The sequence below is a fragment of the Enterobacter mori LMG 25706 genome (assembly GCF_000211415.1).
GTDB lineage: Bacteria > Pseudomonadota > Gammaproteobacteria > Enterobacterales > Enterobacteriaceae > Enterobacter > Enterobacter mori.
Genome location: NZ_GL890777.1, coordinates 481,989 through 502,142, shown reverse-complemented (window position 1 = coordinate 502,142; position 20,154 = coordinate 481,989). Strand labels below are relative to the sequence as shown.

General features: G+C 51.2%; 30 protein-coding genes. 1 reads left to right on the top strand and 29 read right to left on the bottom strand.

Annotation, left to right across the window (positions count from 1 at the left end; all coding sequences use genetic code 11):
- Nucleotides 1-172 precede the first annotated feature (172 nt).
- The 14 genes from ENTMO_RS0116195 to ENTMO_RS25390 form a co-directional block, all read right to left on the bottom strand.
- Nucleotides 173-517, bottom strand: coding sequence for a hypothetical protein (locus ENTMO_RS0116195; protein ID WP_010433126.1), 345 nt, complete (start codon nucleotides 515-517; stop codon nucleotides 173-175).
- A 58-nt stretch (nucleotides 518-575) separates the two neighbouring features.
- Nucleotides 576-1,049: a hypothetical protein gene (locus ENTMO_RS0116190; protein ID WP_010433125.1), complete on the bottom strand. Its 474-nt coding sequence runs from the start codon at nucleotides 1,047-1,049 to the stop codon at nucleotides 576-578.
- 17 nt (nucleotides 1,050-1,066) lie between these two features.
- Nucleotides 1,067-1,477, bottom strand: a complete 411-nt coding sequence (locus ENTMO_RS0116185; protein WP_010433124.1) for an HK97-gp10 family putative phage morphogenesis protein — start codon at nucleotides 1,475-1,477, stop codon at nucleotides 1,067-1,069.
- 5 nt (nucleotides 1,478-1,482) lie between these two features.
- Nucleotides 1,483-1,863, bottom strand: a complete 381-nt coding sequence (locus ENTMO_RS0116180) for a hypothetical protein (protein ID WP_010433122.1) — start codon at nucleotides 1,861-1,863, stop codon at nucleotides 1,483-1,485.
- Nucleotides 1,844-2,185 (bottom strand): head-tail adaptor protein, encoded by a 342-nt coding sequence (locus tag ENTMO_RS0116175; protein ID WP_010433120.1) that lies wholly within the window; start codon nucleotides 2,183-2,185, stop codon nucleotides 1,844-1,846. The genes ENTMO_RS0116180 and ENTMO_RS0116175 overlap by 20 nt, the downstream gene beginning before the upstream one ends.
- Nucleotides 2,182-2,505, bottom strand: a complete 324-nt coding sequence (locus tag ENTMO_RS0116170) for a head-tail connector protein (RefSeq protein WP_010433118.1) — start codon at nucleotides 2,503-2,505, stop codon at nucleotides 2,182-2,184. The genes ENTMO_RS0116175 and ENTMO_RS0116170 overlap by 4 nt, the downstream gene beginning before the upstream one ends.
- Nucleotides 2,486-2,938, bottom strand: coding sequence for a hypothetical protein (locus tag ENTMO_RS25775; protein WP_010433116.1), 453 nt, complete (start codon nucleotides 2,936-2,938; stop codon nucleotides 2,486-2,488). Before ENTMO_RS25775 ends, ENTMO_RS0116170 begins: the two co-directional genes overlap by 20 nt.
- Before the next feature lie 59 nt (nucleotides 2,939-2,997).
- Nucleotides 2,998-4,293: a phage major capsid protein gene (locus tag ENTMO_RS0116160; RefSeq protein ID WP_010433114.1), complete on the bottom strand. Its 1,296-nt coding sequence runs from the start codon at nucleotides 4,291-4,293 to the stop codon at nucleotides 2,998-3,000.
- Between the two features lie 68 nt (nucleotides 4,294-4,361).
- On the bottom strand, nucleotides 4,362-5,276 hold the full coding sequence (locus ENTMO_RS0116155; RefSeq protein WP_010433113.1) for a S49 family peptidase: 915 nt from the start codon (nucleotides 5,274-5,276) through the stop codon (nucleotides 4,362-4,364).
- 33 nt (nucleotides 5,277-5,309) lie between these two features.
- Nucleotides 5,310-6,569, bottom strand: a complete 1,260-nt coding sequence (locus tag ENTMO_RS0116150; RefSeq protein ID WP_029485140.1) for a phage portal protein — start codon at nucleotides 6,567-6,569, stop codon at nucleotides 5,310-5,312.
- Complete coding sequence (locus tag ENTMO_RS0116145; RefSeq protein WP_010433111.1) at nucleotides 6,569-6,748, bottom strand: hypothetical protein; 180 nt, start codon at nucleotides 6,746-6,748, stop codon at nucleotides 6,569-6,571. The genes ENTMO_RS0116150 and ENTMO_RS0116145 overlap by 1 nt, the downstream gene beginning before the upstream one ends.
- A complete protein-coding gene (locus ENTMO_RS0116140; RefSeq protein ID WP_010433110.1) occupies nucleotides 6,742-8,457 on the bottom strand; it encodes a terminase large subunit in 1,716 nt (571 codons plus the stop codon). Before ENTMO_RS0116140 ends, ENTMO_RS0116145 begins: the two co-directional genes overlap by 7 nt.
- Nucleotides 8,458-8,491: 34 nt before the next feature.
- Nucleotides 8,492-8,926, bottom strand: a complete 435-nt coding sequence (locus ENTMO_RS0116135; RefSeq protein WP_029485139.1) for a P27 family phage terminase small subunit — start codon at nucleotides 8,924-8,926, stop codon at nucleotides 8,492-8,494.
- Between the two features lie 137 nt (nucleotides 8,927-9,063).
- Nucleotides 9,064-9,426 carry an HNH endonuclease gene (locus ENTMO_RS25390; protein ID WP_010433108.1) on the bottom strand — a complete coding sequence of 121 codons (363 nt, stop codon included), beginning with the start codon at nucleotides 9,424-9,426 and terminating at the stop codon, nucleotides 9,064-9,066.
- A 270-nt stretch (nucleotides 9,427-9,696) separates the two neighbouring features.
- Between ENTMO_RS25390 and ENTMO_RS0116125 the strand changes: the two genes are divergently transcribed.
- Entirely contained in the window at nucleotides 9,697-10,728 is a 1,032-nt protein-coding gene (locus ENTMO_RS0116125; protein ID WP_237702333.1) for a P63C domain-containing protein, read from the top strand.
- 61 nt (nucleotides 10,729-10,789) lie between these two features.
- Here ENTMO_RS0116125 and ENTMO_RS0116120 read toward each other — a convergent pair whose 3' ends face one another.
- The 15 genes from ENTMO_RS0116120 to ENTMO_RS24245 all read right to left on the bottom strand — a co-directional run bounded on the left by ENTMO_RS0116120 (nucleotide 10,790) and on the right by ENTMO_RS24245 (nucleotide 20,154).
- The gene (locus ENTMO_RS0116120) at nucleotides 10,790-11,314 is read right to left on the bottom strand and encodes a hypothetical protein (RefSeq protein WP_010433104.1); all 525 of its coding nucleotides are present in this window, start codon (nucleotides 11,312-11,314) and stop codon (nucleotides 10,790-10,792) included.
- Nucleotides 11,311-11,847 (bottom strand): lysozyme, encoded by a 537-nt coding sequence (locus ENTMO_RS0116115; RefSeq protein ID WP_010433102.1) that lies wholly within the window; start codon nucleotides 11,845-11,847, stop codon nucleotides 11,311-11,313. Before ENTMO_RS0116115 ends, ENTMO_RS0116120 begins: the two co-directional genes overlap by 4 nt.
- Nucleotides 11,847-12,062 (bottom strand): class II holin family protein, encoded by a 216-nt coding sequence (locus ENTMO_RS0116110; RefSeq protein ID WP_010433101.1) that lies wholly within the window; start codon nucleotides 12,060-12,062, stop codon nucleotides 11,847-11,849. The genes ENTMO_RS0116115 and ENTMO_RS0116110 overlap by 1 nt, the downstream gene beginning before the upstream one ends.
- A gap of 70 nt (nucleotides 12,063-12,132) precedes the next feature.
- Nucleotides 12,133-13,185 carry a DNA-methyltransferase gene (locus ENTMO_RS0116105; protein ID WP_010433099.1) on the bottom strand — a complete coding sequence of 351 codons (1,053 nt, stop codon included), beginning with the start codon at nucleotides 13,183-13,185 and terminating at the stop codon, nucleotides 12,133-12,135.
- 148 nt (nucleotides 13,186-13,333) lie between these two features.
- Complete coding sequence (locus ENTMO_RS0116100; protein ID WP_010433097.1) at nucleotides 13,334-13,525, bottom strand: DprA-like winged helix domain-containing protein; 192 nt, start codon at nucleotides 13,523-13,525, stop codon at nucleotides 13,334-13,336.
- A gap of 126 nt (nucleotides 13,526-13,651) precedes the next feature.
- Nucleotides 13,652-13,825 (bottom strand): hypothetical protein, encoded by a 174-nt coding sequence (locus tag ENTMO_RS26280; RefSeq protein WP_010433095.1) that lies wholly within the window; start codon nucleotides 13,823-13,825, stop codon nucleotides 13,652-13,654.
- Between the two features lie 179 nt (nucleotides 13,826-14,004).
- Nucleotides 14,005-14,544 (bottom strand): hypothetical protein, encoded by a 540-nt coding sequence (locus ENTMO_RS0116090; protein WP_010433093.1) that lies wholly within the window; start codon nucleotides 14,542-14,544, stop codon nucleotides 14,005-14,007.
- A gap of 326 nt (nucleotides 14,545-14,870) precedes the next feature.
- On the bottom strand, nucleotides 14,871-15,470 hold the full coding sequence (locus tag ENTMO_RS0116085; RefSeq protein ID WP_010433090.1) for a hypothetical protein: 600 nt from the start codon (nucleotides 15,468-15,470) through the stop codon (nucleotides 14,871-14,873).
- Between the two features lie 12 nt (nucleotides 15,471-15,482).
- Nucleotides 15,483-16,502: a DUF968 domain-containing protein gene (locus ENTMO_RS0116080; protein WP_010433087.1), complete on the bottom strand. Its 1,020-nt coding sequence runs from the start codon at nucleotides 16,500-16,502 to the stop codon at nucleotides 15,483-15,485.
- A complete protein-coding gene (locus ENTMO_RS0116075; protein WP_010433085.1) occupies nucleotides 16,502-16,870 on the bottom strand; it encodes a RusA family crossover junction endodeoxyribonuclease in 369 nt (122 codons plus the stop codon). The genes ENTMO_RS0116080 and ENTMO_RS0116075 overlap by 1 nt, the downstream gene beginning before the upstream one ends.
- On the bottom strand, nucleotides 16,861-17,061 hold the full coding sequence (locus ENTMO_RS0116070; RefSeq protein ID WP_010433081.1) for a hypothetical protein: 201 nt from the start codon (nucleotides 17,059-17,061) through the stop codon (nucleotides 16,861-16,863). Before ENTMO_RS0116070 ends, ENTMO_RS0116075 begins: the two co-directional genes overlap by 10 nt.
- 151 nt (nucleotides 17,062-17,212) lie before the next feature.
- Nucleotides 17,213-18,448, bottom strand: coding sequence for a hypothetical protein (locus ENTMO_RS0116060; RefSeq protein ID WP_010433078.1), 1,236 nt, complete (start codon nucleotides 18,446-18,448; stop codon nucleotides 17,213-17,215).
- 408 nt (nucleotides 18,449-18,856) lie between these two features.
- Nucleotides 18,857-19,090: a DinI family protein gene (locus ENTMO_RS0116055; RefSeq protein ID WP_010433075.1), complete on the bottom strand. Its 234-nt coding sequence runs from the start codon at nucleotides 19,088-19,090 to the stop codon at nucleotides 18,857-18,859.
- Nucleotides 19,091-19,280: 190 nt separating this feature from the next.
- Nucleotides 19,281-19,709, bottom strand: coding sequence for a DUF2513 domain-containing protein (locus tag ENTMO_RS0116050; protein ID WP_010433073.1), 429 nt, complete (start codon nucleotides 19,707-19,709; stop codon nucleotides 19,281-19,283).
- 133 nt (nucleotides 19,710-19,842) lie between these two features.
- Nucleotides 19,843-20,154: a hypothetical protein gene (locus ENTMO_RS24245; RefSeq protein WP_010433070.1), complete on the bottom strand. Its 312-nt coding sequence runs from the start codon at nucleotides 20,152-20,154 to the stop codon at nucleotides 19,843-19,845.

Below are 20,154 nucleotides of genomic sequence, written 5' to 3'. Positions count from 1 at the left end.
GTCACCGGAGGAGAATGCACCGGCGCTGACGTTTCGGCCTCCGTTCTCAGGAGTTCGAAATAGGCCTGCCAGTGGGTCAGTATATTCGCCGGAAGTTCGGCTATTTTGCGGGGGTCCGGCTCGTCCCATCGGTCTGCCAGCATGAACAGCAGCCTGAGACGGGACGAGTCGGTTAGTTTTTTGTGGCTTCCTCCAGCGTGCCGTAAGAATGGCGCTGAACGAGTGTGACCGCGTCGAGAAGATCGGCGTTCGCGTGGGCGGCCATCAGCTGGTCTGCAGTGGGCAGTTCGCTGGCTTTTGGCTTGCTGCCGTCTTCATTGACCAGCGCTGCCAGAAACAGGTTGACCCCCATCGCGGACAACTCTCGCGACGGAAGCCTGGCCTGGCGTCCGGCTTCAACTTTGTCGTTATAGTCATCCAGCTCGGCGCTGGTCAGGCGGCGAAGATACACCTTCTGGCCAAGGAGCGTTTTTTCAACGGTGGTATTCAGTGGGTTGATAAGGGATTTGTAGTTCATGTTTTTTGTCCTGTTTCATCAGTAAAAAGCCCCGCGACCGGCGCGGGGAAATAGAAGGTTACTCGCCGCCACCGGCTGGCTGCTCAACGGACCATTTAACGCTGTTCTGCTTGCCGTAGACCTCAACCTGCAGCACTTTGCCTTTCGGCGTGTCAACGGCCTGCAGGCTCCAGCCAGCCAGCACCAGTTCGACTTCTGAAATACGCTTGTTGGGGAACTTCATGAAGAAGACCACCGTTTTTTTCGCATCGGCGTCGCTCAGCAGCGCTTCCTGCACGGTATCGGATGGATCGTCAATGAATACGAGCGTTTTATCTTCGCCCTCGCCCATGTCGGCCATGTATTTCGGCTCTGTGTCGATGAGGCGCGTCACTTCGAGGAAGGTGCCTTTTTTCCCCGTTGCCCCAATCCCCATCGCGCTCTGCAGAAGCGCGGCGGTGGTAATGGTTGCGCCCTTCTGACCGTAGCGAACCTCGGTACCCGCAGGGAGTACCGCGTACTCTGACGGGGATTTGATTTCTGGATCTGCCATTTACTCTCTCCTGATTGCTAACGCCCTTCGAGGCCCAGCCGGATTTCTGCGGCCAGCACTTTAAGGATTTTTTGAACGTTGTAGTCCATCGCCGGACGAATGAAGGGGGCGGCGACCTGTTTGACGGTACCGAACTCCTGCGCCAGCGCTTTCATGTGGTGAATTTTGCTGGGACCGACGCGCAGCGTAACGATAGTGTTATAGCGCGAGGTCTCTGCCACGTTGGTGCTGCGGATTTTGATGGAGTCGCGCATGTGCGGCCCGATGCTTTCCTCATCAAAACCGGCGTGCTGCCGCATATCCTGCTCAACGACCGCAAGCGCGGCGCGTCCGGCATCACGCAGAAGTTTCACCCCGACTTTTTTGTCGATGCTTTCCAGCAGCCGGTCAAACTCCTTCCCTGTGGGGAATTTAATGTCCATCTGCATGGCGTTTACTCCGGAACGGTGAAGATGAAGTCGCGAACCAGCCGGTACTGGATGCGGTTGTTGGGAAGCGTGGTTTTCCCCTGCTGTATGCCTCCGCGCTCAACGTACTGGACCGGATGACCTTCCAGCTGGCCATGAACAATTTCCTTCCATTCAGCCCAGAGCGCCCCGTCGAACTGAAGCAGCGACGTGTACCGGTCGACAACATAAAGCGAAAGCTGTATCCGTACCTCGGACAGCCCGGTCCGCCTCAGTCCGTCACCGACCTGCGGGTCGGAAATGCGCTGGAACGTCGCGCCTTCCTGCACCGCATCCGGAAGCAGCAGCGGGTACGTATCCAGCCCGGTAATCCGCTCCACAGCGGTTTTAATTGCTGACTCGATCATGGCGTGAATCCGCCTCTCCGGTGATGATTATCCGATCCGTCAGGCGCTCGACGTTGCGAACGGTATATACCCGGTCCGCTGTCGATACCTTCCAGTCCACGTCAACCTTGCGCGGGTACAGCGTGAAGAGGCACGTTTCGACGACCTGCTGCTGGTCCAGCGTCCGGACCTTCCGCCCGGGGACCAGCTCCTTTCTGGACCAGGCCTTTCCGGCGATCACCTCTCGGGCCGGAAGCGTCTCGCCGAGCTCACCGCGTTCTGTTTCCACGTAGCTGAGTGTTATCCGGCAGTTCAGCTCGCCGGGGCGCAGGGGGTCACTCATACGGTATGCTCCATTAGCGGGAACAGCAGGTACTCAACGCCCAAATCGGACGGCGAACCTTCTGCTGTGCCGGTGGGATTCAGATACCACTGCGAGACCATCATCTTCGCGGCCAGCTTGATATCTTCATCAATGATGTAACCCGTCTCGCCGTCAGGCAGTGCGTCAAGCTGTGCCTGATTCTCTACCAGCCTGCAGTAATAGCTGCGCTCGATGCTGCGCTGAGCCGCGCCAATCAGGCTGGTCAGCAGGCTGTCGTGCTCATCAAAATCCAGCTCGAGGCGCAGCTGGGTTTTGGCTTCAGCCAATGTCAGTATCATGCGCGTCATCGTCCTTATTCGGTTGAAGGGCGCGTTCTGCATCTTTTGCCCAGACGGCGATATTTCGGTCCACCATGTCCTGAGCGACGGAGCTGTAAAAGCAGGCCACATCGCCACGGCTGTAGCGGCTGAACGGGCCAAGGAACGTCACCGCAACGCGCCCGTTTTGTACCGCAGCGACTTTTCCAGTCAGTTTTGACATACGTTCCTCTGGGGTTTCGTCCTGTTTCGCATCACCACCTGAATCCGTATCGTCGCCGTCCGGACCGGGTTCGGTACCATCACCGTCACCACCGGCTTCGCCTGCAGAACCGGTGTTAACGTCTGGTGCAGGTGCTGAAGTATCAGCTGCAGCTGCAGTCGTTACCGCTGGCTCGCCGTTGGTGTCGGTGGCGGTATCGTCTTTCTGAGTGTTTTTGGTTTTAGGAGCCATGATGTTCACCTGTAAAAAAGCCCGCGCGGGGCGGGCTGTTAATCACGAATGTCGGAGTTTTACCAGGTAACGCCAGTACCCAGCGCCAGGCCTTCGATATGGCGGAAGCCGATATCGTGCTCCATGATGACGCGGATCAGGGACTGGTTACGCGCGAACGCGGAAACGGTGTTCCCGTCTGCATCGATGTAGGTCGCCTCGCGGGAGAAATCGACAACCATTGCGCCGTCTTCACCAATCAGGACATCGTTGAAGTCTGCAAAGTAAATCTCAGACTCCTTGCCGCCCGTGCCCAGGTTCGCCGGAATAGCCGAGGTGCGCTCAATCGGATAGCCTTTCAGCATACCCGCTGCCATTTCCGGATAAACCTTGTTGCCGTTCCCGTCGCGCAGGCCAAAGAGCTTCATGTAGGTGCGGTTGGACATACCCCAGCCGCACTTCAGCATGTTGCTGTTACCGTCCATCGCCATGAGGATCAGCGCATCAAGGTAGGTATCGATGGTCTGCAGGTTCACTTCGTCATCTGCAACCCACGCATGCGTGCGGCTACCCGCCGTGGCCACGGCGTTCATCCCTTTCGGGGTGTCGTTGGTGCCGTCGTCACGGAGAAACGCCTTATCTTCACGGGTGGAAATGCCGCTGATGATGTCGTCTAAAATCAGCTGCTCGACGTTGAAGCCACCGCGACCAATCAGCTGGTTGGAAATTGGCACCATGGTGATCAGCGTTTTGGCGTTCAGTTTGACGTCATCGAAAGTCGCACCGCTCGCCTTCACATCCTTGCCTTCACCGACATAGCTTGCCGTTGAGCCGCTGGCCAGTCGCGGGATCGCCAGGTTACCGTTCGGCAGCGGGATGCTTCGCGCCCCGAGCTTACGCACGATGGTGCGGTCGCGCAGGAGCTCAATCACCTCGTTCTGCATGTTCTGCGGAACGAGCGCGCCGCCGGAATTGGCAGCTGTGCTGATCGCCATCGACAGCCCCTGATCGTTCAGGTCTTCCGCAGCGAACGCGGCGGCCTGCTGCAGGTCGCCCTTACCTGCCGCGATGGCCATCACCATGCGGGTCATGCCTGCACCTTTATACTGTGGCGGTTCGGCTTTCACATGCACTGCCGGTGCGTTACGACCGTTCTGCGCAGCCTTCACCGGAACCGCCGTGGTGGCGGCGAGGCGTTCTGCCGCTTCCAGACGCTCAATGGACGCCGAAAGCTCATCAAACTGAGCCTGAAGGCCAGTGAATTGCTCCAGCTGCTCCGCGCTCAGCGTGCCACCGTCCATTTCAATCTGTGCCAGGGCCTGAACCTGAGTGTTAATACCCGCACGCTGGCGACGCAGTTCTTCGATTTTGTTCATCGTTTTTCTCTCTTTTACGCATAAAAAAAGCAGCCATCTGGCTGCTTACGGTGACGCTTCGCGTCGGGTTACATACGGGCCTGCTGATCCATGACAGCGGCACGTAACTGGATACTGGACTGCTGGGGCGAGGGTTTGTATTTGGCGGCAATCGCGTTGATGGCTGACTGAGGATCGGACATCTCATCTGCCAGCCCTGCCGCGACGGCGTTCTGCCCGAAATACAGTGCGGCCTGGGTACCGATAACGGCATCAATATCTATACCGCGATACTGCGCGACGGAGGACGTGAACGTCTGGTACGCGCCGTCGATCATCGCCTGTATCTGGGCCGTGGCCAGCTCCGTCAGCGGTTCATGCGGGGAGCCGTTGTTTTTGTTATCGCCGCGCGAGAACGTGGTAAATTTCAGCCCCACGCTCTCCTCCCATTTCGACGCTTCCATATGCTCAAGGATGACCCCGATGGAGCCCACGCCGCTGGTTTCGCTGACGATGATTTTGCTGCAGGCCGACGCGATAAAGTACGCCGCAGAGAACGCGCTGAAGTTCACGATGGCCGTAATGGGCTTCACGCTGCGCGACTGGAAAATGTAGTCAGCCAGCTCCTTACAGCCCGATACCGCGCCGCCGCCCGAGTTAATATCGAGCACGATTTCTTTGATGCCCGGGTCGTTCAGAAGGGAAGTCAGCTGGCCGCGAATACGCTCGTAGCTGTTCAGCTCCGTACACATATTCACGATCTGGCCACGCCGGGGGACCAGGATGCCGTGGACAGGAATAACGCCCACGCCGCCGCTTTGCTGAGGTTCATTCGTTTCCTGTGACTCATCCGGCCCCAGGGCCATTTCCAGCGGGGCCACATTCATGCCCTGCAGGCGGGGAACCAGGATCGACTTCACCGAGTCCATGATTTGCCGCGTGGCGTAGTGAGGCACCCCGAACACCTGGTCAGCCAGGTGCGGCAGGTTGATTAATTTCGACATTGTGTATACCTGTGAAAGCCTGATAATCAGGTTTTATGCAGTTCGCTGCAGGATTGCGCTGATTTCGCTTATCTGCGCAGGGGTGGCTTTATCCAGCCCGTGAACGGTGCTGGTATCGACCATGTTCAGCGGCGTCAGATACGTGTCGCCGCCCTCTACCGGGGCCATGTTCTCCATGCGCCGGATATCGTTTACCGACAGCCAGCCCCACTGGCGGCCCAGCGCGTAGGACTCGTAACGCGATTTCTGATCGCCGCGCAGCAGCGACGAGACGTTGAACTCGATGTAAAAGTCGCGACGCTCGCTTGGTAACAACAAATCGCGCATCATCGCCGCTTCATGGCGCTTCAGCCAGGCCAGCAGCGTGTACATCACGTACTGAAGACCCTGGTGCTCGATGTTGTTGTTGGTCGATTTGTCGAGAAGCTGAATCATGTGTGGCGGGATTTTGTAAAGCCGACACACCTCGTTTACCGTCCACTGGCGCGACTGCAGCAGCTGCGCTTTTTCGTTGTCCTGCGACAGCTGCTTATAGCTCATGCCCTCCTGCAGCAGCGCCACGCTGAAGGCGTTTCGCACGCCGGAATAACGGTCCGTCCATTTGGCCAGAAGCTTGTCAATTGACGCCTGGCTCTTGATGGCTCCCGCCTCTTTGGGGCGCTCAATCACGCCGGACATCGTGGTGCCACGGGCGAACACCTGCGCGGCGTGCTGCTCAACCGCCATGCCCAGCCCGAGAACGTCCGCGTTCGTCTGAATCGGCGAGGTGCCGATGTACCCGTCGAGCGAGAAATACTTGATGTGATGCATCATGCGCATCGGCACTGTTTCACCCAGCTCAGGCAGTTCGTAATACGGCATCCCGTCCGGCCCTTTCAGGACGATGACCTTTTTGGGGTTAATCGGTATCAGTTCAGCGATATCGCCGTTGCCGTGCCGGTCAATCAGGGAATAGCTGTTCCCCTCAAGCCCCAGCACGCCCTGCTGCTGTTCGTAATACTCAAAGCTGGTGTCCTTTCTGTTTGGCTGTGAATGGATCACATCGTACAGGGGATGATCCGTTGCCCTGCGCCGTCCGCCTTTTTCGTCGCGCTGATAAAGCTCGCAGGGCAGCTGGGCTATGGATTCGGCAAGGAGCGTTACGCAGGCGCGTATGGCCCCAATCCCCATTGCCGTTTCCGGCGTAACCAGCATGCCCGATGAGCTCTTGCTGGCGCTGACGCTCCCGAGAACCGTTGTCCAGTTGCTCCCTCCCGGACGCGACCTGCCCCGGAAGAACTGAGGAATGAACATCAGTTACCCCCTGGAGAATCATTCGCTGGCGCAGCGGCTCTGGCAGCAAAATAGGATGCCAGCAGGCAAAACACGCCTGCAGCAATAACGCCTGCAGGCGGGAACACCATCCACGCGCCAAACGAGATAAGCGCCGCGCCGAACAGGCCGATCATAAAGGTAATAATTGCCGTTAACATGCGACGTCTTCCTCATCATAAACGGATTGATTGCTGGCCCGACCGTTCAGCATTGCGCGGCCTATCGCCATAAACAGCGCTGTCGCGCCGTCGATTTTTGACTGCTTGTCGCCCTTCGTAGGCCGGACGATATCGTCGCTACCGGGAACATTTTTTCCGATAACGTTGCTGATACACCATGACAGGACCGGATTTCCGTCATGGTGGAAACGTCCGCCAGCGAGCGCCGCTTCCAGCTCCTTCATCGGCGGCGACATGTTGGTGTAATCCTGCCGGGTAGAGATGGGCTCAAACCCGTGGTCCTGCAGCTCGTGACTAAGGGCCGTGGCCCCGCTGGGGTCGATGGGGATTTCGCTGACGCGGACCTTATCAATTTCCTGAAGGTCGATAATGCTGGCCAGGATTTCGCGATAGTCCGCTTCTGCCCCGTCTGTCGCTTCAAGCGCCCCCATTTCGTCGAACTTCACATACCGATCTGCAGTTTTGGCAATTTTCGGGTCCGTACTCCGGACCGTGTCCTCCGGTACCCAGAATTTCGGCCTGATGCAGTAGTAGTGTTTCTTACCCTCAATTTCGCGGACGAAAACGCCAACACCCGCGTTAAGATCAAGACGCTGGGCGAGGTCCAGACCGAGGTAATAATCCTCGCCTGCAAAGTCCTCGTAGCGCAGGGATTTATCGGCGGCGGCATGCCATTGCGTCATGTTGTAGAACGCGGCTTTACCGGATACCCAGATATTCAGGCGCTTCGTTTTAAAGGCATTGACCTTGCGCGGAACCTGTTTAGCGACCTCCATCTCCGCCAGCAGATCGTCATAGGATATCGACACGTTGAGGTTAGGGTTCGCTTTAATGAAGTTGGTCGGGTCGGTCCAGTCGTCCCCTTCATCGAGCTCATAAATCAGGCCAAACAGACGGTCGTTAGGCACATGCCCGTTGAGCATCTCCTTGACCTGCTTATCCTTGTCGTAGCATGGCGATTCCAGCGACGTACCCGCCGTGGTGATGATAAGCGTCAGCGGTTGCGAACGTGCGCCCATGCCCAGCGTCATGGCTTCATACATGTGATCTGTATCGTGCTCATGATATTCATCAATGATCGCGCAGTGTGGGCTGTCACCGTCGCCAGGCTTCCCGGCGATGGGTGCAAACAGCGAACCGTCCGGACGGGTCAGGCTGTCAACCCAGACCGAAATATTGAATTTTGAACGGAGCGACGGAAGGCGATCTGCCATCTGCCTGGCTGGGGTGAAGACCTTTTTCGCCTGCGCCATCGTGGTGGCCCCGCAGTACACTTCCGCGCTGTTTTCACCATCAGCGCAGAACATGTACGTGCCTACGCCTGCCGCGAAAAACGATTTCCCGTTCTTCCTGGCCACCCGGATATACGCTTCGCGAAATCGGCGCTTTTTGGTCTTTTTCGTAACCCAGCCGAAAATTGAGCTAAATGCAAACGCCTGCCAGGGTTCCAGCTTCAGTTTTTGACCGGCTAAGTCACCGCTGGAGTGCGGTAATAGCTGAACGAAACGGCAGGCGCGTTCGGCCAGTTCGCGGTCGAATCGGTAGGGATAACCCTTATCGAGAGAAATTTTCAGATCATTAAAATGGCGCTGGCATGCCAGTTGGATGCTCTTGCAGGTGAGTATTTTCCCGTTCAGCACATCCCGCGCATACTGGTTCGCCATATTGACGCTCGGGTACGCGGCCATAATAAGTCCCTAAGAATTGGGAACATCGCCCCAATCAAAATTCGTCAAATTCATTGCCGGATTTACTTTCTTCGCCCGGCGCGCGTTTTCTGGCTCTGCTGTTGGGATCAAGTTTCAGAACTACGCTAAGACGGATAAGCTGTGAGATATACTTATCCCGCGCCTTTACTGCAGCTCCCATTTTCTGCCCACCGGCAGCAGTTTCATCCCCAATCCCATCAGCTTTTATTTCCTGGTTCGCGTCGTAAAGGAGTTGCACCGTATTGCAATATTCCATCAGCAGATAGCAGTCCTCCATTTCAAACGAACCACGGTTAATCAGGATTTTGCAGGTTCGTTTCCAGGCATCGATCGCCATCTCACCCAGCAGTTCATCTGGCGGTGAAACTGCACGAGTCAGAGAACTTACCTGCGTTCCGGTCTTCTTCGGCTTACGACCTCCCCCCGGCGATCTCACTCCGGTACTCATAGCGAAACACCTCAAAAATAATCAAAAAAAAAATTCTTATTTCTCACGCGCAAAAAACTACCGGGAGCGGCAGTCCTTAAAAGCGAAAGGGGTTGGGGATTTGATCCCCCCCTCCCCATGCGCTGACCGGCCGAGTTTCACCGGAGACGCTCCCTTGCAGTCTTGGCTCGATGGCATGGCCAACACAGCGCCTCCAGATTGAAATCATCGTCCGTTCCTCCGTGAGCCTTAGCGAGGATATGGTCGACGGTACTCGCTCGGGTTGCTATGCCAGCGCGTCGGCACGCCTGGCATATGTGTTTATCTCGCAGAAGGATACGTGCACGCCTGACCTCCCATGGACGCCCGTAACCGCGCTCCTGTCGGCTTTTACCGGTTTGATAGTTGCGCCATCCTTCACCGGCATGCTGGTGCCGATGTTCATCGCAGTAGCCGCTTGAGTCATTTGTCAGCGCGGCACAGCCTTTGTGCCTGCATGGCCTTTTGATACGTGGGGGCATACCTAACAACCAACCTTATGTTTAAGTTTGTTCATATGTATCGATTCCAGCGAGACTCGCTATATCCGCCAGAGGGGATAATTGATGAGAGGACCGCAGTAAGGGATAAGGCAAAGTCACAATACGAAAGGAAGCAAAGATTGCCGTCAGAACCTACTTTAATACTTTTTTCATGAATGCCACCCTGAAACCAGCAAGCAAAAACTACATTTATGCTTGCTGGTTTTCTTTTCTCAAACGATAATGACTTCATCAACATTTAAGGAGTCCATGATGGCTACTGAAGACGTATCCCCACAGGTTAAAGGTGGTAAAGCTCGCGCAGAAAAAATGTCTGCTGATGAAAGAAAAGAAGTTGCCCAGAATGCAGCAAACAAACGCTGGCAGAGGATAAAAACAAACCTACCTTCCGCTCAATTCGAAGGTGTTCTAAAGATCAATGACACTGAATTGGAGGTGGCGGTTCTCAACAATGGGAAGAGGATAATTTCTCAATCGTCAGTTTTCAAAGCTTTAGGGCGACCAAGTCGAGGCGTGAGAGCGACCCTTGATGGCGAGATCATACTGCCTGCATTCATGGATGCCGCCAATCTAATTCCATATATTAATCAAGATCTTATGGAGGTAATCAAACGCGAGCGTTTTTTAGATAACTCTGGTGCTGAGCTTGAAGGTTATGATGCGTCTATACTGCCGTTAGTATGTGATGTTTATTTAAAAGCCCGACAGGATGGCACTTTAAAAACAAACCAAATGGATACGGCTCAAAAAGCAGAAATCTTGGTCCGTTCACTTGCTAAAGTCGGGATCATTGCACTTGTCGATGAAGCTACAGGGTATCAAGAGATACGTCCCAAAGATGCCTTACAAGCTTATTTAGACAAAATAATTAGCAAGGAACTTTCTGCATGGGCTAAAAAATTCCCGGACGAGTTTTACGAAAATATTTATAAGTTGAAAAACTGGCCTTGGGCAGGCATGAGCAAGAACCGTTTTAGCGTAGTAGCCCATTATACGAGAGACCTCGTTTATGAACGTCTCGGCGACTCAATACTACAAGAGCTTGAGAAAAAGACACCAAAGCAATTGAATGGGCATCGAAAAAGCAAAATGCATCAATGGTTAACTGATGACGTTGGCAACCCAATGTTAGCGCAACATTTGCATTCATTAATCATGGTCCAGCGTTTAGCGATCGCTAATGGATATGGGTGGAATCGTTTTATTAAAATGGTCGATCAAGTAATGCCTCGTAAAGGTGGAACATTTGAATTGGAATTGAATGATACTTCGACTGATTAAGTTGCACTTAGTTTACGTTGAATCTATAAGTAGCCTTTGGCGTTAACTAAACATTACGTCTTCACAAAAGAGGCCGCCGCTTTTTCTCAACATCCCGAATTGCAGAAAAATTATTGTTGCCCTTCTCAATGACGGCCAGCAGAGGCTTAATCCATAAAACAGCCTGGCAGTACGTTACTGAGCTGGCGGCAGTGGCACGATCATCGGCTGCGTCAGGTCCGTTGGTATCGGCGTGCATGGCGCTGGCACGTAAACGGTGCGCGTATTCGAGCAGCCCACCAGCGATATCAGCAGGAACAGGCAGATCACAGGTCTTTTCACGGCGGAGAATCTCTCGGTATTCGATTACGGTTTCTTCGGTGCTGGTGTCGATCAGGGAGTTTAGCCTGTTGGCATGTTCTGCAACCTGATTGAATCGATTGAAGTTGAATGCCTGGGCGGCGATTACCTGCCCCTGTAAAGAGTTGTCACTTCGCAGAACTTCGTTATCGTTCTGAAGGTTACTGGCGTTTGAGCAACTCTTAACGAGAGCGACCGAAAGGCCAGCAATAACGACAACGCCGATAAGACCCAGATTAATTTTCATTGGTCCAGCCCCCAGCACGCCAGCGCGCTTTCTTGGTCCCGCCGTTCAACCTGACCATAGCAGCCATTCTTCTGGCCTTTAGTTAGACGGCAATCACGTCCACCGTCTTTAATCCACCAGCGAATTGCTTCGCATGCACCGATGCGGTCTCCTGCGTTAATGCGCTTATAAAATGTCGAGGGGAAACATTTACCGGGGCCAATGTTATATGGGCAGAAGGATGCGATACCCACCTTCTGCGGCTCTGTCAGAGACACTTTGATATTGCGATCAACCCAGGCTAATGCCTTATCGCGTTCAATAGCGTTAACTTTCCGGCATTGCTCATTTGTGGCCGTCATGCCTTTAACAACACGCCTGCCATCGATGACGGTCACGCCGTGACATAAAGACCAGACACCACCCGAATCAACTACGGCCACCAGCGCATTGCCTTCTTTCTCTCTGATAAACTGGTCGAAAATGAGTGGCGCAGATGCACCTGATGCGATTAGTGCCAGCACTGCTGCGCTGAGTTTCGATTTATTAGACATCATTTACCTCGCGCAGCTCTTCGACGGTCTGCTTTGATTTGGAAATAGAGGTTAGTGAGAAAGGTGAGCAAGCCGAACAGTAAACTACCGATCACACCTATAGCCGCCCACTGTTCGGGGGAGTAACCATCAAGAAGTCTTCTAAACCAGTAAATAGCACTTCCTCCCGATGCGCCGTAGGAAATGCCAGTAGTTATTTTGTCCATTCGATACATGCTCTCACCTCGCTACGTTGCGGGTGTCCTGTTGAGGTAATAAAAAGGGCCGCGATAGCGACCCAAGCTTTTATTCCCCTGCCAGCTGCCTTACCTCACTTACCGTCTGGTTGAAACGCTCCTCTTCCAGTTCTACGCCGATAGCATGGCGGCCCAGTTCAATGGCTGCTTTAACAGTGGATCCCGAGCCCATAAAGAAATCAGCTACCACATCGCCGGGCCTGCTGCTGGCGTTGATGATTTGCCGCAACATATCAGCGGGTTTTTCGCACGGGTGTTTACCTGGATAGAACTGGACGGGTTTATGGGTCCAGACGTCGGTATAGGGCACGGCTACTGTCACAGAGAAATGCCGCCGAAGAGATTTGTACTCTTCCAGCAAATCAAGGTATTTGCGGTTCAACGAATGCCACGTGGCCACCAGCTGGTGATGCGGTGCTTTGAGTTCAGAGGCGCGGTGCTTCTCAATGGCGGTCTGAGTGAACAATTCCTGCAGCTTTTCATAATCCTGCTGGTTCGGTAGTTGCCACTGACAGGCCCCGAACCAGTGGGACGCCATATTTTTCTTTCCGGTGGCGTCAGCTATTTGCCTGGACGTGACACCCAGTTCAGCTCTTGCATCCCGAAAGTAGGTGATTAACGGGGCCATGACGTGCTGTTTGACCTCGTTGCTTTTCTCAGCATACCCGTCGCTTTTCGGCTTATATGGCCCCTGATAATGCTCAGCGAAAAGGATGCGTTCAGTTGCGGGGAAGTAAGAGCGCAGGCTTTCCTTATTGCATCCGTTCCAGCGCCCTGATGGCTTCGCCCAGATAATGTGGTTCATGACGTTGAAGCGTTCACGCATCATGATCTCAATGTCCGATGCAAGTCGGTGCCCAGAGAATAAATACAAGCTGCCGGCAGGCTTAAGGACTCGCCAGAATTGGGCAAGGCACATATCAAGCCAGCGAAGATAATCTGCGTCGCCGTTCCACTGGTTATCCCAGCCATTCGGCTTCACCTTGAAATATGGTGGGTCGGTAACAATGAGGTCTACTGAGTCATCTGGAAGATGAGCAAGATACTGAAGGCAATCGGTGTTTACCAATTGAGAACTGGATATTTTTACAGTGCTTTTCATAGATCAGTAAGCGGGTCTCTGGTAGGCTCAACATGCTTTAGCGCTAAAGCGGTGGGCCTTGGTTCGCTTGTGACCTTCTACATGAGCAAATGGCTGGCCAGGTGCTACAACACCCACCAGTCGCCCATTCCACAAAAAAAAGCCCCCATCACTGGAGGCGTTTGTAACAGCCGAATTGATAATCTGATAACCCCGCCATTGCCAGCTGCGTAAGTATGAGCTGGCATTTTTCACGGCTGAGGTGAGTATTCTGCGCAATTTCCCCAACTGTCGCTGGTGATGCGCTTAATTCGTTTAAGACCGCCTTTGCTTCAGCAGTCATATATGGCTGATTTTGCATGTCTTTTTCCTGTATGGAAGAGTGTGACATACAGATAACTCTGGTTGGTAAAGCCAGCAAGAAGTCTTTGCATCAGGCACAAAAAAACCCGCGCGAGGCGGGTTTTTCAAAAAGCACCAGCTATGGTTATGCTGCTTTGCGATGGCGCTGCTTACCCTGCTTTTCCTTTCCGGAAACAGTGGCGTCAGTGAACGCGTTAGGAGCAGCCTTCATCAGCACTTCAACAGCAGCACCCATACCTGCGAATGCTTTCATTGTGTCGAATTTTACTTGTGGCTTGGTCGCTTTTTGAGTTTTCATGATTACCTCTGAGACTCGTGTGCCTCTTCTTTCATAATAAAGGTAGCACCGTGGCTATCCTTTACCAATCGTTCTGGCCGATTGGTGTCATCAAAACGTCCGTCAAGATAGTTTGATGATTACGTTTACCTGAAAGGTAAATTTGGAAGGTAATCCTACAATGTGTAAAGGGATCCCGTCTACCCTAATTGTGCGAATTTGAGGAAAACAGCTTCGATTGTGGTTGTTTCACAGACCATAACATACCCGCTTCTATCCAGAACAAAGCCGAAAGAAGAATAGTAAGCAAGCAGTTCAGGAACAGGTTCAATGATACGAATTTCTTCACACTCGACCGCTTTACAGAACATGTATGCGCTCATCAGCGTAATCAGAACCATACGTCCGTTAAGTGGATGAGGTTCATCATCGCGAGTAAAACGTTCAATCATATGAATGTTGAATGTATGGCTTTCTGTGTCGAACACACACAAAGCGGCACCATCTGGTACACCTTGTACTGCACCATGTGCTACAAACTTAATACATAGCTCAAATTTGCTCGGATCGTTACCATGAGTAGCAAGCGCATAATCCCACTCTAACTGTCCAAAGCCACCGCAAAGAATTTTATAGTCATCATCGCTGATTGGGCCGACGGCTAAGGGAAGCTGAATATTATCCAAAATCAACTGGATATTATTTCTAACTGATTGGCCAATCTCTTCCAATGAAAGCATAGACACCTCAACAAGCGAAACGCGACGAATGCTTAGTTTACCCTATCCTACTTACGGAGGGTGCACCTGAGTTGTAAAAGATGTGTATACAGAACGACGATATGACAGGGGTATTGATGCAATGCACCTCGCGAATACCCCTGTCGTATCGCCGTAAAGCAAAAGCCCCGACTGGCGGGGCTCTCGTTATGTTCAAATTGTCGCTTATGTTCGCTGCCATCGCGGCGCAGCTCTGCCAAGCATGAATGAATTATCTAAATTCCTGGCTCGTTTTCAATGCTAAAATCGAAATTAAGCACAGAAAGCTAAAGAGCAATAATTCAATTCTACTCAGCCAGTAGTTTCCGCGTAGATAAAAAGACCTTAGCCCTGAAAATCTCCAGGCACCAGCGTACACGTTTTCTGGCCTCCCAATCCGTTAACCACGGTGCGATCGACTGTAACTCCCGCGTAATGTCTGAGATTTTTTTACGTGTGGTGTAATACTGCAGACCGACGATATAAACCGGGTCATTTACATCAAGCGCTTGCAGCACTGACTGCTCGACAAAATCAACGTCATCATCATGCATAGCTTCGTCAATAATGCTAGTGGCTGGTTGTGGCCACAAAATGGCGTGAGCGCGATTAAGCGCCTGCGGCCCTCTAAATCCTTCTGCTCGAGCTTGTTCCAGTGCAGCAGTAAAGCGAGACAGTGCCTTGTCCGACCATCGCCCGCCCTTAAGAACGTCCCAGCATGCATGAGAGCGAGGCAAGCGCGGTGCTGTTCCACCGCTTACCCCGTCACCCCATGTTGTCAGCAGAGACTTAATCCATGCGGATTGAATACTGGTCAGGAGCATACTCTTACCTAACCAACTTTTGCGCGGCGCAGAGGCCGCTTTACCCAGGGCTTCAATGTGATTACGGCGTTGACGTGGTGTCATCCTATTAGCTCCTTACGCCAGAACGCCGAGCGCGTAGGCCCGGTCCAGCACTCTAATTATCATTTCCAACTGCGAGCCATATTTGCGCTCGAATGCCAGGCGGTCGTTATGCAGTTCGGTATGATGTTTTCGGCAAAGTGGAATGGAGAAGATGTCATGCGCTTTTGTTGCCATGCCACCCTGCCCCCATCCGATTAAGTGATGCGGGTCGTCTGAATGCTGCTGGCAGCATTCGCAAGGCTGTGTTTTCACCCAGTTCAGATAGGCGGGACTTTCCCAGCGCAGACGCTTTGGGCGCCGCATGAAAGACTGAGGCGGCTCCGGATCCACCATCACGCCCACCAGCGGTTCTGCAAGAGCATCAGGCAGCTCAACCGCTGAAACTAAATCCCCAAGGATGCTGGTGGCCTGTAATGAAGGCGTAATATCGCTTTCGCGACCAATCTTGCTTTCTTGAGGTAAGCGAAGCGCTTCACGAACGCATGATTCTGGAAGCGCGTCCGTAACGCCCTTACGAACTGCCCACCAGCAGAGCTCTGCAAGTGAGATCTCCCGGCTTTTGTCCAGGCAGAGATAAATGCGGACAGAATCCAGAACAAAGGCAATTACGTTTATGTGTGCCAGTTCTGCCAGCGCCTCAGTATGTTGTTCCCGCAGCTGATTATCGCAATAACCACACAGTAAAATGGAACCCGGCTCATGGCGCATGATGGTTAGTTCGTGATAGTGGTAATCGCTATGAGCGTACTGGCAATTCCCACCACCGTACTTCAGCAACCAATAATCAAGCCCGCTTTTACCTCCAGCGGCAGTCAGAACCTTTTCATTCAAAAAGAAGCTTCGTAGCTGCTTATTATCAGCTAGTGGCTGCCGCGCATCCGAAACACTACCAGTCTGATAACCGGCCATACTTTCTGGCTGACGCTCGATCAGCACTCTTCCTGTGGTGAACAGCTCCATCAGATCTCTGCCCGGCTTCAACAGTACGACACCCAGTTCCCGTGCAAGAACTGGTTGAAGCAGCGCGCGCATCAGGTGATCTCCTTGATTATGATCTGACCCGTTTCCCCCCAGAGCTTTGTAATCCGCGCATCCCAGATATGAGCATCATCTTCATAAATTGCATCGGAAAGTGCTTTAACCAGGTTATCGAAGTCAGGTTTACTCTGGTGTGGCTTACCATCAAACTGCTGGCGTTTCTTCTTACTCCAGCTTTTTGGCATTGGAATGATGAAGGTAATGTGTGAATTAGATTCGGGCATAGTGACACCCAGGAGCCTGACATGGTCGCAGAAAGCCCGATAACGCATAACTTCCGGGCGCTTCTTCCACTTGTCTGCACGCGTCATGCGCGGCTTTCCCATAGGGAGGATGTTGTAGACTGTCACAATCACCCCCATGTCCGTGAACGCATACTTTGCTGCGTCTTAGGTGCGGATTTTTGCTGCGGTAATAATGCGCTGACTATCCAAAGACGAGGGTCAATATCGAGGCTTTTCTCGACGGGAACGCCTTTAGACGTATAGCGCGCCACCAGCTCATTTGCTTCTTCGGTTGTCAGCCCGGTGTGAGTGAACCAGCTTTTCTTCATGCCGCCTCCTGCAGGAGAGACATCAAAAGAAAAATGCTTGCCCTTTGTGGGGTCAGTACGGATTTATTCTGGTTTGGTGTTTGCGCCATGGTATCTCTCCAGTGGCGCAGCAGGTATAGGGTGTTCAGACCTATGACGAAAGTGTATCAGATTATTTTTTTGTGATCTTCTCCGCTAACCCAGCTATAGCCTCAACACCGTCAAACATGGAAGGGATATTGTTTTCATTGGTTTGAATTGGACTAAAAATTAACGAGTCAAAACTATCTAGAACCTTGTCTATACTTGCGTTGTTCTTTCTCCTATACTCAACATATTCATTAATAAACGCACAAAGACTTAATCTCAGTTCTATTTGTACTAATTGAGTGCGAATAGATTTAGCTTCAAGATATGAAAGTCTAAAGAAATAGATTAATGCCATTTCGATAGTAATAAATGGCAAAGCAAGGAATATAACTGTATAGTCCTTAGGGAATACCCCAGGGTAAGCCAAATGGAGTATCAATAACAAAACTGGCACTATAAAAATACAACCAAACAAATTCCTATAATTAATCACGACATCCCTAAGTTCAATTTCTTTTTTTTCCTTTATCCTGTTAAAACCAGAACTTAAACCAACAAAATTATACTCCGACTTGAGATCCCCCACTCTTTTCTCAAGTTCTATGACGTCATCCAAAGAGCCAAGTATTTTATTTACATCATGTTCCAGTGATTCCTTTCCTATTTTAATCTTATGAATAACCTCGCTATATGTGCTCTCAATTTTCTTTACAACTTCATCTTCACGCATATCTAAGTTATTTATAAATTCAGATTTACGCACAGCAAGTTGTTCATTAAATTCATTTCTTCCATTTTTCAAGTTATTTATGAGAACCTTAGCCTCATTGAAATTATCACTGGAAACAAGCCATTTAGTTAATGCTATTGGAAGTCTATCTCTAATGTATTTAAATTGACCAAGTGTTCCTTCTGATTTATCGAACCAGTTACTCAAGGTCGTAAGTACATCATCTGACACGACACCTCCAACACTAGAAGAACCTGTCCAAAATTGATATTCATACAAAACACGAAGTAAACAAGAAAGGAATCCAACCTTGTCTTTTCTATACATCACAGAATCAAATGCAATGTAATTTGAAATGTGTTCTTGGTTAAACTTAGTATTATCATCCAATGTATTTAAATTATTTTTAACCAATGAGTAGAAAAATCCCCACGCGTATTTTATTGTCACATCAAGAAATTTATCAGGGGAATTATTGAGATCTAAGGATGATATATCATTGCCATCATAAGACTCCAAATCTCTTTTAATTAATTCATCAAGAAAGTTGATTTCAGATAATACATTAGCATCAAGGTAAAGCCCCATATGTTCCTCTTCCAATAAGCAATATTAAAGAGTATGCACAATATCATTAAAATAGGTTAAAGAGAATGATAATGATAAATTGGCAGAGGAACTATCTGTATTTTAGGGTACACCATAAACGGTAATCTAACTGGATTTTATTGAATCACTCAGCACTCGATAACCTGCCCGCTTAAGCATCTGCGTAAAGAGTGTCGGCGTACCTACCACCTCATCTTCCTGTAACGGCATGAATGACACCTCATCGCCTCGTCGGTACATGAGTGCGCGCCCACTATCAGGAAATGTGTGCAGTCTGGCAACGATAACCCCATCGTGACATCTGATGACCGCATAACCTTTACTCGGAAATTCTTCTTTTCGTTTCACCAATCCCCCCTCCACACTGGAAAGTTATTGCATGCTGTCTCAATAAAACCACTCGTCAGCGCTCTCCCAGGTTTCCTGCAGGATTTCTTCAATACGCTTTTTGTCCGTCTTTTCTCCGCCAAAAATGTTTAACCCGTCAGAACTGGCCCGGCGAACGACCAGTTTGCAGTCGGTGTAACTCTGAGTGATTCGCTTCAGAAGCTCCTTCTCAAGTGCCGGGATAGCACCGTCGGGTAGCTTTTGGGTACGGTCGATGGTGACTTCGATTTTCATAAATTCCCTTTCGAAGATATACTGGATAAATAAACAGTATACCCATCTGAGATAATGGTCAATCCTTTAAGAGCACTTTTTGCGAAGGCTACTGCTATGTTTCTTAGAGTCTTTTTTACCATTGGCGAGAAAACGCCCGCACGCAGCGGGCTTAGGGATATATCAAATTTTTGAGGTTAGGAGGATTTCTTCACTCAATGTCCAGGCCAGTCAGGTCTTTTACTTTCTTCTTGGCAAAACCCATCGCCAGTGATTTTGATAGGCCCATTAGTGTGCTTATTCCTTCATCTTTAAAATTTGTTTTTATGGTTTGCCATACCTCTTTCTGACGCAAGTCAGCGATAAAATCATGCCCTCTTGCCGTCAGCCTGAGCGGAGTATCAAGCCAGTAATAGCTAACCCCTTCTCCCAAAGCTCTGGACATCTCGTGCCCAAACCCAGATTTCCCATCAGTCCTAACAATCAGCCCATTGTCATAAAGCAAACGCATATGGAAAATAAAATCCGAGTCGTCTTGGTGAAACCCTGATTCACCAAGATCACTTAGCATTGTGTCAGGGCCTTGAGTTTCCTCGAAAGCTATTAGTAAATCCTTGAGGTATTGATGGTTTATTTTCATAACTTTCTCCGTGACATGTCACAGTCTTTTATATCACCAATTTAGTTTCGTGCCATCCTCGAGTCTCCGGCAATTTTTGCGTTAGCTGCCGCTTCCCTTAACGCGCGTTTGTCGATGTTGCTATATAAATCGCTCATACTCGCGCGCTCCCGAAAATTTTGTGAATCATATAGCCTTGCCAGTTCTGGCGGCAAACTTCGGTGATACCGGACTTATTGCGAACCACCGGTAATGGCTTAATGCATGTTTCCCCGCCTGGCTGCATCATGTACACCGGGTGGTGTCGCTTACCGATATTATTCACTGCGCCAACAGAAACGAGATGCTCCAGCAGGCGACAGGCCTTTTTGCTATCGCAGCCCAGCAACTGGCGAACTTGACGCGGGGTGATCTCGCCGCCTTGCTGGATGGCGCGAATAATTGTCCAAAGGTTATCGCTGGCCAT

Excerpts from the sequence above, each read along its gene's own strand:
- ENTMO_RS0116085 (WP_010433090.1), bottom strand. The coding sequence starts at position 15,470 with ATGACACCACGTCAACGCCGTAATCACATTGAAGCCCTGGGTAAAGCG.
- ENTMO_RS0116150 (WP_029485140.1), bottom strand. The coding sequence starts at position 6,569 with ATGTTCATTCCTCAGTTCTTCCGGGGCAGGTCGCGTCCGGGAGGGAGC.
- ENTMO_RS0116115 (WP_010433102.1), bottom strand. The coding sequence starts at position 11,847 with ATGTCTAATAAATCGAAACTCAGCGCAGCAGTGCTGGCACTAATCGCA.
- ENTMO_RS0116080 (WP_010433087.1), bottom strand. The coding sequence starts at position 16,502 with ATGCGCGCGCTGCTTCAACCAGTTCTTGCACGGGAACTGGGTGTCGTA.
- ENTMO_RS0116060 (WP_010433078.1), bottom strand. The coding sequence starts at position 18,448 with ATGGGGCTTTACCTTGATGCTAATGTATTATCTGAAATCAACTTTCTT.
- ENTMO_RS0116185 (WP_010433124.1), bottom strand. The coding sequence starts at position 1,477 with ATGCAGATGGACATTAAATTCCCCACAGGGAAGGAGTTTGACCGGCTG.
- ENTMO_RS0116125 (WP_237702333.1), top strand. The coding sequence starts at position 9,697 with ATGATGGCTACTGAAGACGTATCCCCACAGGTTAAAGGTGGTAAAGCT.
- ENTMO_RS0116175 (WP_010433120.1), bottom strand. The coding sequence starts at position 2,185 with ATGAGTGACCCCCTGCGCCCCGGCGAGCTGAACTGCCGGATAACACTC.
- ENTMO_RS0116090 (WP_010433093.1), bottom strand. The coding sequence starts at position 14,544 with ATGCTTTCATTGGAAGAGATTGGCCAATCAGTTAGAAATAATATCCAG.
- ENTMO_RS0116190 (WP_010433125.1), bottom strand. The coding sequence starts at position 1,049 with ATGGCAGATCCAGAAATCAAATCCCCGTCAGAGTACGCGGTACTCCCT.
- ENTMO_RS0116170 (WP_010433118.1), bottom strand. The coding sequence starts at position 2,505 with ATGATACTGACATTGGCTGAAGCCAAAACCCAGCTGCGCCTCGAGCTG.
- ENTMO_RS0116195 (WP_010433126.1), bottom strand. The coding sequence starts at position 517 with ATGAACTACAAATCCCTTATCAACCCACTGAATACCACCGTTGAAAAA.
- ENTMO_RS0116100 (WP_010433097.1), bottom strand. The coding sequence starts at position 13,525 with ATGCAAAATCAGCCATATATGACTGCTGAAGCAAAGGCGGTCTTAAAC.
- ENTMO_RS0116105 (WP_010433099.1), bottom strand. The coding sequence starts at position 13,185 with ATGAAAAGCACTGTAAAAATATCCAGTTCTCAATTGGTAAACACCGAT.
- ENTMO_RS0116050 (WP_010433073.1), bottom strand. The coding sequence starts at position 19,709 with ATGAAAATAAACCATCAATACCTCAAGGATTTACTAATAGCTTTCGAG.
- ENTMO_RS25775 (WP_010433116.1), bottom strand. The coding sequence starts at position 2,938 with ATGGCTCCTAAAACCAAAAACACTCAGAAAGACGATACCGCCACCGAC.
- ENTMO_RS0116135 (WP_029485139.1), bottom strand. The coding sequence starts at position 8,926 with ATGAGTACCGGAGTGAGATCGCCGGGGGGAGGTCGTAAGCCGAAGAAG.
- ENTMO_RS0116120 (WP_010433104.1), bottom strand. The coding sequence starts at position 11,314 with ATGAAAATTAATCTGGGTCTTATCGGCGTTGTCGTTATTGCTGGCCTT.
- ENTMO_RS0116075 (WP_010433085.1), bottom strand. The coding sequence starts at position 16,870 with ATGGGGGTGATTGTGACAGTCTACAACATCCTCCCTATGGGAAAGCCG.
- ENTMO_RS0116145 (WP_010433111.1), bottom strand. The coding sequence starts at position 6,748 with ATGTTAACGGCAATTATTACCTTTATGATCGGCCTGTTCGGCGCGGCG.
- ENTMO_RS25390 (WP_010433108.1), bottom strand. The coding sequence starts at position 9,426 with ATGCCCCCACGTATCAAAAGGCCATGCAGGCACAAAGGCTGTGCCGCG.
- ENTMO_RS0116140 (WP_010433110.1), bottom strand. The coding sequence starts at position 8,457 with ATGGCCGCGTACCCGAGCGTCAATATGGCGAACCAGTATGCGCGGGAT.
- ENTMO_RS0116070 (WP_010433081.1), bottom strand. The coding sequence starts at position 17,061 with ATGAAGAAAAGCTGGTTCACTCACACCGGGCTGACAACCGAAGAAGCA.
- ENTMO_RS24245 (WP_010433070.1), bottom strand. The coding sequence starts at position 20,154 with ATGGCCAGCGATAACCTTTGGACAATTATTCGCGCCATCCAGCAAGGC.
- ENTMO_RS0116155 (WP_010433113.1), bottom strand. The coding sequence starts at position 5,276 with ATGTCGAAATTAATCAACCTGCCGCACCTGGCTGACCAGGTGTTCGGG.
- ENTMO_RS26280 (WP_010433095.1), bottom strand. The coding sequence starts at position 13,825 with ATGAAAACTCAAAAAGCGACCAAGCCACAAGTAAAATTCGACACAATG.
- ENTMO_RS0116160 (WP_010433114.1), bottom strand. The coding sequence starts at position 4,293 with ATGAACAAAATCGAAGAACTGCGTCGCCAGCGTGCGGGTATTAACACT.
- ENTMO_RS0116180 (WP_010433122.1), bottom strand. The coding sequence starts at position 1,863 with ATGATCGAGTCAGCAATTAAAACCGCTGTGGAGCGGATTACCGGGCTG.
- ENTMO_RS0116055 (WP_010433075.1), bottom strand. The coding sequence starts at position 19,090 with ATGAAAATCGAAGTCACCATCGACCGTACCCAAAAGCTACCCGACGGT.
- ENTMO_RS0116110 (WP_010433101.1), bottom strand. The coding sequence starts at position 12,062 with ATGTATCGAATGGACAAAATAACTACTGGCATTTCCTACGGCGCATCG.